The following is an 8,942-nucleotide window of genomic DNA, read 5'->3' on the forward strand; positions in this document are numbered from 1 at the left end:
CGCTCAAGCCCTGTCGGTTCACAAAAGAAAAGATCACACCCCGGAGCAAACCTGCCCTGAGTGCCAGAAGACCCTGCCAAACGCTCAAGCCCTGTCGGTTCACAGAAGTCAATATCACACCCCGGAGCAAACCTGCCCTGAGTGCCAGAAGATCCTGCCCAACTTGAAAGCCCTGGCGGATCACAGAAGGCAACAACGAAAACGAAAGCTTTGTAATGTACAGTCAAGTGATTGATTTCTGCTTGTCACAGGCTCAGAAGGGCAAGGCAGTGCACACGTCTGTGCGTGATCTGAAGTACAAGATTCCTACAGATCCAGCACGGTGAGACTCATTTCATATCGGAGAGTACTGGTCATATTGAAAAGTACCTCATTGGCAGAGTGAAACTCAGCAACTATATTCACAGTCTCATTAAAATAATTAATCTGTCTTATGGTGTACAGAGCCTTAAGGATATTGATGTTCCTGCCACTGGCCACACTGGTTTGGTGGGGCCCTGCTCAGGCTGCAATGGACGAAAAGCCGGGTGTGTCTTTTTGTCATGAAACTCTGTTGCTGATTTTTCTGAATCCCTTGCTCAATGCCTATCTGCCTGCTGATTCCAGCCTGAAGCTAAAAGCGGTCCAGACCAGGGACTCAAGCTTTGTTGACAGGGCTTCTGAACCGGTTGAGGCTAATAGTCTGATCTCTCTTTACAGCATCCTGCCAGGAATTTTGCAGTGGGGTGTCGCTGTAAGCCGAATCGGTGAAATGAGCAGATCTACCGATAGCGGACTGGGTCATGAAGAAGACGATGACGGTATGGAAGAGGACGCTTCTCAGTCAGTTATGCCTGTTTCGACTGGGGGGGATGATCACAATGAGAATAATGGCGATGAGCGCAAGGATAAGTCTGAAGATAAAAAGAATCCTTGTCTGTGTTGGCATTGTCAGAAAAACGGGGTCTCCTGGCAATACTCCTGTTGTCGCAGAGGTCTCTGTGAAGACTGTTATCAGCGCTTTGGAGCCTCACCTGCCAAGTGTCCATGCTGTGGCAAGAAAAGAAGGCCCGGAATTCACTGTAATCTGTGTCCTGTTGATTATGAGGCGATGGAACTCGATCAGCAGGGTGTCAGGGAACATCTTACTGCGCAGCATCTGCAACAGCGATGCGTAGGCGTTGTCAATGAATTTTGCCATCATTGTAATCATACGGAAGTATTACAACTTCCTCTGCAACAACTCCTGAATACTCTGTCATCACACTGTTATGCTTTCTGTTTCGAATCCTGTTTTACTATTTTGACAGCAGAGACAGACAACACCGCTCATTTTGAGGCCTCACATCGGGAGCGGGCCGGATGTCCGTTATTTGAATGCCCATTTAATGAGTCTGACGACATCCGGCCTACTGCTTCGCATATGAATGAACATTTGCAATACAGATGTGGTTTTTGTTTTGAGACCATCAGTAACCAGCAAGCCCTGCAAACCCATCTGGCTACTCATATTGATTCATATCGATGCGGCTCCTGTCTGGGTGATGAGGGGGAGGGGTCCCTGCTTCGGTTGATTCTGATGGGAGGCCGTCTTCAACAGTTCGGGAATGCGAATTTTACGGTTGATCTGCCACTGGGGTCGCAACAAGAACTGATTAATCACTGGGCGTTTTTCCACTGTCAGATCAGCTGCCCGCTATGCTCTCACACTCTGCAAGGTTGTGATAATGTGAGCATGCAGGAGCATATCGATAGTGTCTGCTCAAGTGTCGATTGCCTCTCCGGCCCGGAACAGAAGCGGGAGCTCTAATCTTGACGACGAGTTTCAGGATGATCCAGACGGTTAATCAGACACTGTTGCCTACCTCACCATTCCAATAAACTGCAATACAGCTCCATTAGGATGGTGTATATATTGAAGCCCGGTAAATCCCTGTGTCTGAAAAGTATTCTTCATGCGGTTCACTATCGGGTAACGCACCTTGGTCAGCAACTTGCCGGAAAGTTTGTCGTAGAAAAGAATATCCAGTCTCTGCATACTCTGTTGAACGGATACTCTGAAAGCTGGAAATTCATTGAACTCCATAGGTTGATTTCGAGAAGAGGGGTTCAGCATCAGTGGCAGCGTGACCGCATATCCCCTGGTACCCGGATCTTCCTGAAAATAAAAGTTCAAAGCCGCTTCCTGTGCGTTGGTCTGGGTCAGTGGCAAAATGAGCAGGACGAAGAAGCTGGCCAGTCCCAGAGTGATCCTTTTCATCAGGGTTCCTTTCATCAGAGTCTCTGCAAATATGTCTCGACAGCAAGGTAGAAAACATAAGGTGCGCCGTTCTACATATATGGTCAGATGGGCATAAGTGCCTGTTCTGAATCTTTGAATCCACCATGTCGAATAATGATGTATTAGTCTGCAGGAAATAATCTTAATCAGAACCCGGGACCTGCTCCTTCTGTTTTACAGCGCCATTACGCCCGGTATGAGAAAGAGCAATGCTGCATTGACGATAGAAAGAACAATGCTCATGATCAGCGCCCAGCCAAAGTTTTTAATGTTGAAACTGTCCATAAAGTAATCAACGATCATCAGCATCAGGGCATTCAGTACCAAAGAAAATAAACCCAGAGTCAGGATGGTGATGGGCAGCGTCAGGAAAAACAGAATCGGTTTGACAAAGGTATTGACCACTGTCAGCAGGATCGATACCAGCAGCGCACTGCCATAATTTTCAATGTCTACACCTTTGAGGATTCTGGCGGTGATGAAAACAGCCAGACCGTTGATGAGGAAGTACAGAATCAGACTCAGCATGGCAGACACTCTCCAGATGGCTTCAACGTTTTGTGCACTTTATACCATCCTGAAGTCAAAGGTAGAAAAACAAGTGGTCGTTGCTCCACACCTTAGCGAACTTCTCAGTTCAGTATTAAATAGCACTAAAGTACTGTTCAAATCGACTTGTATATGTAAAATACCCGAGTCTTGTAGGCAAATGAAATGACCTTCTGTTGAAGGCCGAATAAAACGATAAAAAGCGAGATACTGTTCTGCTTTGGCAGCCTATTTCACATTATAAAAACTGGTAGTGACTGAGTTCCGGGCAAACCGGAACCCTGGAGTGAAAAATAATGAAAAAAATAATGGTATTTCTGACGTTTATGCTGGCTTTTAGCACCAGCCTGTTTGCTGCTGATACAGAGCTTTGGCAAGAGTCTACCCTGAACGAAATCATTGAGCGCAAAACCCTGCGTGTTGGTATGGAAGCAGGCTACATGCCTTTTGAAATGACCAACAAACGTGGTGATATTGTTGGTTTTGATGTGGACATTGCCCGTCAGATGGCCAAAGCCATGGGCGTCGAGCTGGAACTGGTCAACACTGCATGGGATGGAATCATTCCTGCCCTGCTGACCGGCAAGTTTGACATCATTATGTCCGGCATGACCCTGACGCCACAACGTAACCTGCAGATCAACTTTGCCCAGCCTTACATTGTCGTAGGTCAAAGCATCCTGCTGCGTAAGGGCCTGGAAGGTGAAATCAAGAGCTACAAGGATCTGAATAACAAGAAGTACACCGTGGCTACCAAGCTGGGTACTACCGGTGAACAGGCAACCAAGCGTTACTTGAGTAAAGCCAGTATCCGTCTGTTTGAAACGGAAGCCGATGGTGCTCTGGAAGTCGCCAATGGCAAAGCAGATGCTTTCGTATACGACTTTCCATTCAATGCGATTTACTCCAGCCAGAATGAAGGCAAGCTGACTCATCTGGACACTGCCTTCACTCATGAGCCTCTGGCCTGGGGTATTCGTAAAGGAGATCCTGACTTCGAAAACTGGTTGAATAACTTTATGAGTCAAATCAAGGCCGATGGCACCTACGATAAGATTTATGCCAAGTGGTTCGAAAGCTCCGAATGGCAGAAGACTCTGAACTAAGTGCTGAGCAGTAAACCCGTAGCCGGCCGTCCGTTGCAAATGGAAAAACAGCCGAACCAGGTTCTGTGGAACCTGGTCTTCGGTGTGTTATTGCTGCTGATGGGCGTGGGTATCTACAAGTCAAGTCAGTCGATTGATTATATCTGGCGCTGGGAGCGCATTCCTCAATACGTCTTCTACAAGGCAGAAAATCCACTCAGAGCAGAATTCGACGGTACGGTTGCAACTAACGACAGTGGGCAACTGGTCCTGGTGAATGACTTTAATGACTCAGAGCAGACTGTTATTAAAGGGTTTTCCGACGTTCAGGTTTATGACGGTGATCTGGTCTTTGAAGGCGATCTGCTGGCCGTCAGTTATGAATGGAAAGCCGGGCCCATAGCCAATGGTATGGTGATGACCATCAAGCTGTCGCTGGTCTCCATTGTCTTTGCCATTCTCCTGGGGGTGATTTCAGGACTGGCGAGAATTTCTCCCAATCCGGCGTTGAGAAATCTCTCGATACTCTACGTCGAGGTCATTCGTGGCACCCCGCTGCTGGTGCAAATTTTCATTGTTTATTTCTTTATTGGCACGGTTCTTCATCTGGATCGTTTCACAGCGGGCGTTGCGGCGCTGTCGATTTTCACTGGTGCCTACATTGCAGAGATTATTCGAGCCGGTATTGAGTCGATCAATAAAGGTCAGATGGAAGCCGGACGCAGTCTTGGAATGAGCCGGGGTGATACCTTGCGATATATCATCCTGCCCCAGGCTTTCAAACGGGTTCTGCCACCGTTGGCCGGTCAGTTTATCAACTTGATCAAGGACTCTTCACTGGTTTCGGTTATTTCTCTGACTGATCTGACCAAAGCCGGTCGGGAAACGGTCAGCAGTACCTTCAGTCCCTTTGAAGTCTGGTTCACGGTTGCGGCACTTTACCTGGTGCTGACCGGTATCCTGTCGTATGTCGTCAGAAGGATGGAGGTGAAGTATGCCGCAAGAAGCTGACGCTATTATCACCGTGACAGATATTCACAAGGTCTACCCAAATGGTGTTCACGCCCTGAAGAATGTCAGTCAGACCATCAGGGAAGGGGAAGTGGTGGTCGTGGTTGGGCCCAGTGGTTCAGGCAAATCAACTTTTCTGCGTACCCTGAATCAGCTGGAAACTATCAATGCCGGTGAAATCGTTGTGGACGGAATCTCCCTGACCACTCCCGGAGATGTCAATAAACTGAGGGAAGAAGTGGGGATGGTCTTCCAGTCCTTCAACCTGTTTCCTCACCTGAGTGTACTGGACAATATCTGTCTGGCGCCCATGAAAGTTCGTGGTATCTCCAGAAACGATGCAGAAGACCGGGCAGTAGAGCTGCTGGCCAAAGTCGGCCTGTCTGACAAAGCCGGGAGTTTTCCACCTCAGTTATCGGGCGGTCAGCAGCAACGTGTAGCCATAGCTCGGGCATTAGCTATGCAGCCGAAGATCATGTTGTTTGATGAGCCGACTTCTGCACTGGACCCGGAAATGGTCGGTGAGGTTCTGGAAGTTATGAAACAACTGGCTCGTTCAGGTATGACCATGGTTGTGGTGACTCATGAAATGGGCTTTGCCCGCGAAGTAGCCGACCGGGTTCTGTTCATGGAGTCTGGTGAACTGTTAGAAGACAGTGTTCCTGATAGCTTCTTTGATAATCCAGACAGTGAACGCCTGCAGTCCTTTCTGAGTCAGGTGATTTAAGTCATAACCAGGTTTTGGAAGACATGGCTTTTTGGGTCAAAACCATGTCTTTCCTTGAAGCATGACTACCTGTGCGGGTAATGAAGAGCCAGTACTGATAAAGCACCCAGTGGCAGCCAGACGGAAGCAACGATCCGACTTGATTCAGAGGACATGCATCTGCAGGTGCTCTTGCCATCAACCCAGCTTACCAGCGCATCTCTCCATGTGCCCCCCTGTTCATGGCAAACGGGAAGCTTGCTGTTTTGATGTGAATTACCCCCCGGGCACACATAGTAGTAGTATCTGGCGCAACCTTGCCAATTTTCATGGTTGCCAGAGCTATCCAGATGCGCCTGCCAAACAGTCTTGCCATTTTCATCGGTGTCAGGGGCGCATTCCTGACCCCAGGGTGATTCAGATTCACAGTCATCGCGGCTCTGGCACAGGGGTTCAACAACATTCAGTGTGTGCCACACAGCATCAACAAACCAGATGCGTTGGGTCTTCTGATCGACTTCGAGACCTGCAATCTGGCTTGCGGGTGTTTGAATACTGCCAATGTAGGTATGGTTTCCTGAAGTGTCCAGGCGAATAGCATGGATCTTTCCAGTATCAGAATCGCTGACAAACAGCTTACTATCAGAAATGACCAGACCGCTGGGACTTTTTAGTTCAAGTCCGGCGACACTGAGCTCAGTAAAGCGGGCGCCTGATATTTTGGAGTAAGCGGCGTATTTTTCACGCCATTCATCTCTGTGCTTTACATCACCTGCTACCGTCCCGCTATCAGTATCAAGAACGTTGATCACGCCTCCTGCAGGATTGGCCACGAACAGGTATCTGTCGAATCTGGCCATGTGTCCGGGAACAAGATTACGTCCCGTCTTTTTATACATGGTTGTATTTTCATACCGATAGAGATAGGCATAGCTATGCTCATGCCCACCATATCCATGGGTGCGGGTAATATTGGTGTACACAATACTTCCATATTTAGAGTCAGGGCCGGCGTCCCATGACCAAAAACCGGCTTCCCGGCCTTCCCAGGTGATGCCCATTGAGAAGGGCTCTTGATGAACCATGTCGATGTGGGAACCATAAGGCTTTTCTTTAAGATTATCTGGAAAAAAATTATTGTTTTGAATAGCGAATGTTTTAAGGTTGTTTGCCCAAAGAGAAGGTCCCATAAAGTCCGAGCAGGTTCGCTGGGTGAAATACTCTCCCATAAAGGCAGATGCCGTATAATCATTACAGCTCCCACCTGTGGTAGCAAATGTTCCGGTCTTGCTTAAATTATGAACCTTCTGCCCTTTAAATTCGGGGACATCACCCAAGGTGGGTGAGCCACCAAAGGCGATATCTGTGGGTCGGTGCATGAAATGGCAGGAAGCCAGGTCGCGACGATGTTCAGGCTCGTATGAAGCCTTGACACCGGGACAGTAAAAGATGCTTATGCTGTCATCGGCACTGTTCAAGACAAAGAGCTGACCTCTTGCATTGGGGTTTTCTGCCACAGCGACAGGCTTGTTCAGGCTCCCGACTCTGGAACTTCCCCATTGGCGAATAGAAGGACCGAACCGGCCATTTTTCAGTTTGGGTCCGAACTCCGGTATACAATCGTTTGCAACATCTGAAGCGTTACAACGTTTATCGACAGGACAGCGACCATATCCGGCAGATGCCCCGTCGGGTTTAACAATGAGAGAACAATCAGCAAACTCAGATCTGGCTGGTGTCGCATTGATCAATAGTGACAGGGTCGCGAAGGTTAGAAAAAACAACAACCGTTGTGAAACTAAACCTGATTTTATGAGTTGAGGATTTATATAATTCATGAAGCACACTCCCGTTATGAGGTTTGATCGCTAAGTTGCTAAATCACAGTAGCTTGCTTCGGAATAGTTGCCAGTCACTCCTCAGAATCTTCTTTAATCGGGCTATCTTGCAGGAAATGTTTTTTGCAAGGCATGGCCTTCCGAGTGAAGGCTATGCCTTTTATTTAAGCGTCCTGGCGCAAGTGGTCAATGACTGCGAACATGGCATTAAGATTGGCGGCTCCCAGTGCCTGACTTCTTTCAGGGCTCCAGCCCTGGTACTCATCCGGTGAGTCCACTGTGTCCTTGAAAGGCATTTCCAGAGTCATTGATAAACAATCGAAGCGTTCAGCCAAGGCTGCAGTGCAAACCGTCATGTTGGCCTTGCCGGGTTCATCTTTTGGGTAACCGAATTCTGTCTGGAAATCCGGGCTGGCCTGAACCAGGGCCTGCAGATAGTTTTCGGTTAAAGCATTGAGTCGATCGGTCCAGGAAGGAATGCCTTCAGCCGCTGCAATAAAATTGTAGGGCAGGGCTTCGTCACCGTGGACATCCAGAGCCAGGTCGACACCAGTCTCATCCATTTTGTTCCTTACCAGCAGCACTTCAGGGCTTCTTTCCGGGGTGGGGGCAGCCCACTCCCGGTTCAAATTGGCACCACAGGCATTACTGCGCAGGTAACCACGACGGCTGCCGTCTGGGTTCATGTTGGGTACGACGTAGAAAACGGCTTTTTTCAACAGTTCACGAGCAACCGGGCAGGCAGGGTCCAGCAGTCGCTGAAGGAAGCCTTCCATCCACCATTCCGCCATGGTTTCACCGGGGTGTTGTCGGGCAATGACCCAGCATGAGCGCTTGCCTTTGCCAGCACCAATTTTTAACAGGTCCATAGGTTGCCCGTCCAGGGTGTCTCCCAGGGTTTCCGTCTGGACAATAGCCGATTGCTGAGCCCAGGCAATCAAGTCATGGTGGCGTTCCATGGAGTAGGGGGCAAAATAAGCGTAATAGACCGTATTACATTCGGGAGTGTGCTGAATGGTCAGTTTTTCACCGTCGTAAGCGGTATCGACACGGAACCAGTGCTCTCGGTCATAGGAGGCAACCGCCCGGTAATCGATCCAGCCTTTTGCGTAGGATGATTCCGGGGCATTGTTCAGATGCATAGTCAGGGATTGACCTTCAGCGCCTCCAACCCGGTAGTAAAACCACTGATAAAACCCGGAATTAACGTCTTTGTTGATTTCCAGCTGAATATGCTCCGGATTGTCCTTGTTGATAACCTTGATGTTACCGCCATCAAACTGGCTGGAGATATGGAGTGATGTCATGAACTCTTTTTACTTCTTTCAATGATTCGCCGCTACGCTAACCTATCAGGTCTGAAAAATATACCTTTCGGGATGTGTGTTTGTACCTTGCGAGATATCCTTGTTTCTATCGGGCCATCGAAGCATTAGAATGCCGCCGCCTGTCAGTTTCATTCATTAACAGGGGGTTTTTGATTGTTTTTCGGA

General features: G+C 48.6%; 9 protein-coding genes. 5 read left to right on the forward strand and 4 right to left on the reverse strand.

What is annotated here, in order from left to right; genetic code table 11:
- On the forward strand, positions 1-235 hold a 235-nt coding region (locus KDK16_RS03065), incomplete at its 5' end, for a C2H2-type zinc finger protein (RefSeq protein WP_257274621.1).
- Positions 236-460: 225 nt separating this feature from the next.
- Positions 461-1,789, forward strand: coding sequence for a hypothetical protein (locus KDK16_RS03070; RefSeq protein WP_257255420.1), 1,329 nt, complete (start codon positions 461-463; stop codon positions 1,787-1,789).
- Positions 1,790-1,840: 51 nt separating this feature from the next.
- Here the strand turns inward: KDK16_RS03070 and KDK16_RS03075 are convergent, their stop codons facing one another.
- Both KDK16_RS03075 and KDK16_RS03080 read right to left on the reverse strand, forming a co-directional pair.
- Positions 1,841-2,254 (reverse strand): hypothetical protein, encoded by a 414-nt coding sequence (locus KDK16_RS03075; RefSeq protein WP_257255421.1) that lies wholly within the window; start codon positions 2,252-2,254, stop codon positions 1,841-1,843.
- A 180-nt stretch (positions 2,255-2,434) separates the two neighbouring features.
- Complete coding sequence (locus KDK16_RS03080) at positions 2,435-2,788, reverse strand: phage holin family protein (RefSeq protein WP_257255422.1); 354 nt, start codon at positions 2,786-2,788, stop codon at positions 2,435-2,437.
- A 317-nt stretch (positions 2,789-3,105) separates the two neighbouring features.
- Here KDK16_RS03080 and KDK16_RS03085 point away from each other — a divergent pair, with 317 nt between their 5' ends.
- From KDK16_RS03085 to KDK16_RS03095, 3 genes are read left to right on the forward strand one after another with little or no spacing between them, the layout of a single operon-like run.
- Positions 3,106-3,915 (forward strand): transporter substrate-binding domain-containing protein, encoded by an 810-nt coding sequence (locus tag KDK16_RS03085; RefSeq protein WP_257255423.1) that lies wholly within the window; start codon positions 3,106-3,108, stop codon positions 3,913-3,915.
- Between the two features lie 39 nt (positions 3,916-3,954).
- On the forward strand, positions 3,955-4,905 hold the full coding sequence (locus KDK16_RS03090; RefSeq protein ID WP_257274623.1) for an amino acid ABC transporter permease: 951 nt from the start codon (positions 3,955-3,957) through the stop codon (positions 4,903-4,905).
- Between the two features lie 4 nt (positions 4,906-4,909).
- Positions 4,910-5,632: an amino acid ABC transporter ATP-binding protein gene (locus KDK16_RS03095; protein ID WP_368736459.1), complete on the forward strand. Its 723-nt coding sequence runs from the start codon at positions 4,910-4,912 to the stop codon at positions 5,630-5,632.
- A 65-nt stretch (positions 5,633-5,697) separates the two neighbouring features.
- Here KDK16_RS03095 and KDK16_RS03100 read toward each other — a convergent pair whose 3' ends face one another.
- Both KDK16_RS03100 and KDK16_RS03105 read right to left on the reverse strand, forming a co-directional pair.
- A complete protein-coding gene (locus KDK16_RS03100) occupies positions 5,698-7,449 on the reverse strand; it encodes a hypothetical protein (RefSeq protein ID WP_257274627.1) in 1,752 nt (583 codons plus the stop codon).
- Between the two features lie 164 nt (positions 7,450-7,613).
- Entirely contained in the window at positions 7,614-8,756 is a 1,143-nt protein-coding gene (locus KDK16_RS03105; protein ID WP_257274628.1) for a M14-type cytosolic carboxypeptidase, read from the reverse strand.
- Between the last annotated feature and the right edge of the window lie 186 nt (positions 8,757-8,942).

The organism is Endozoicomonas sp. SESOKO4, assembly GCF_024606275.1.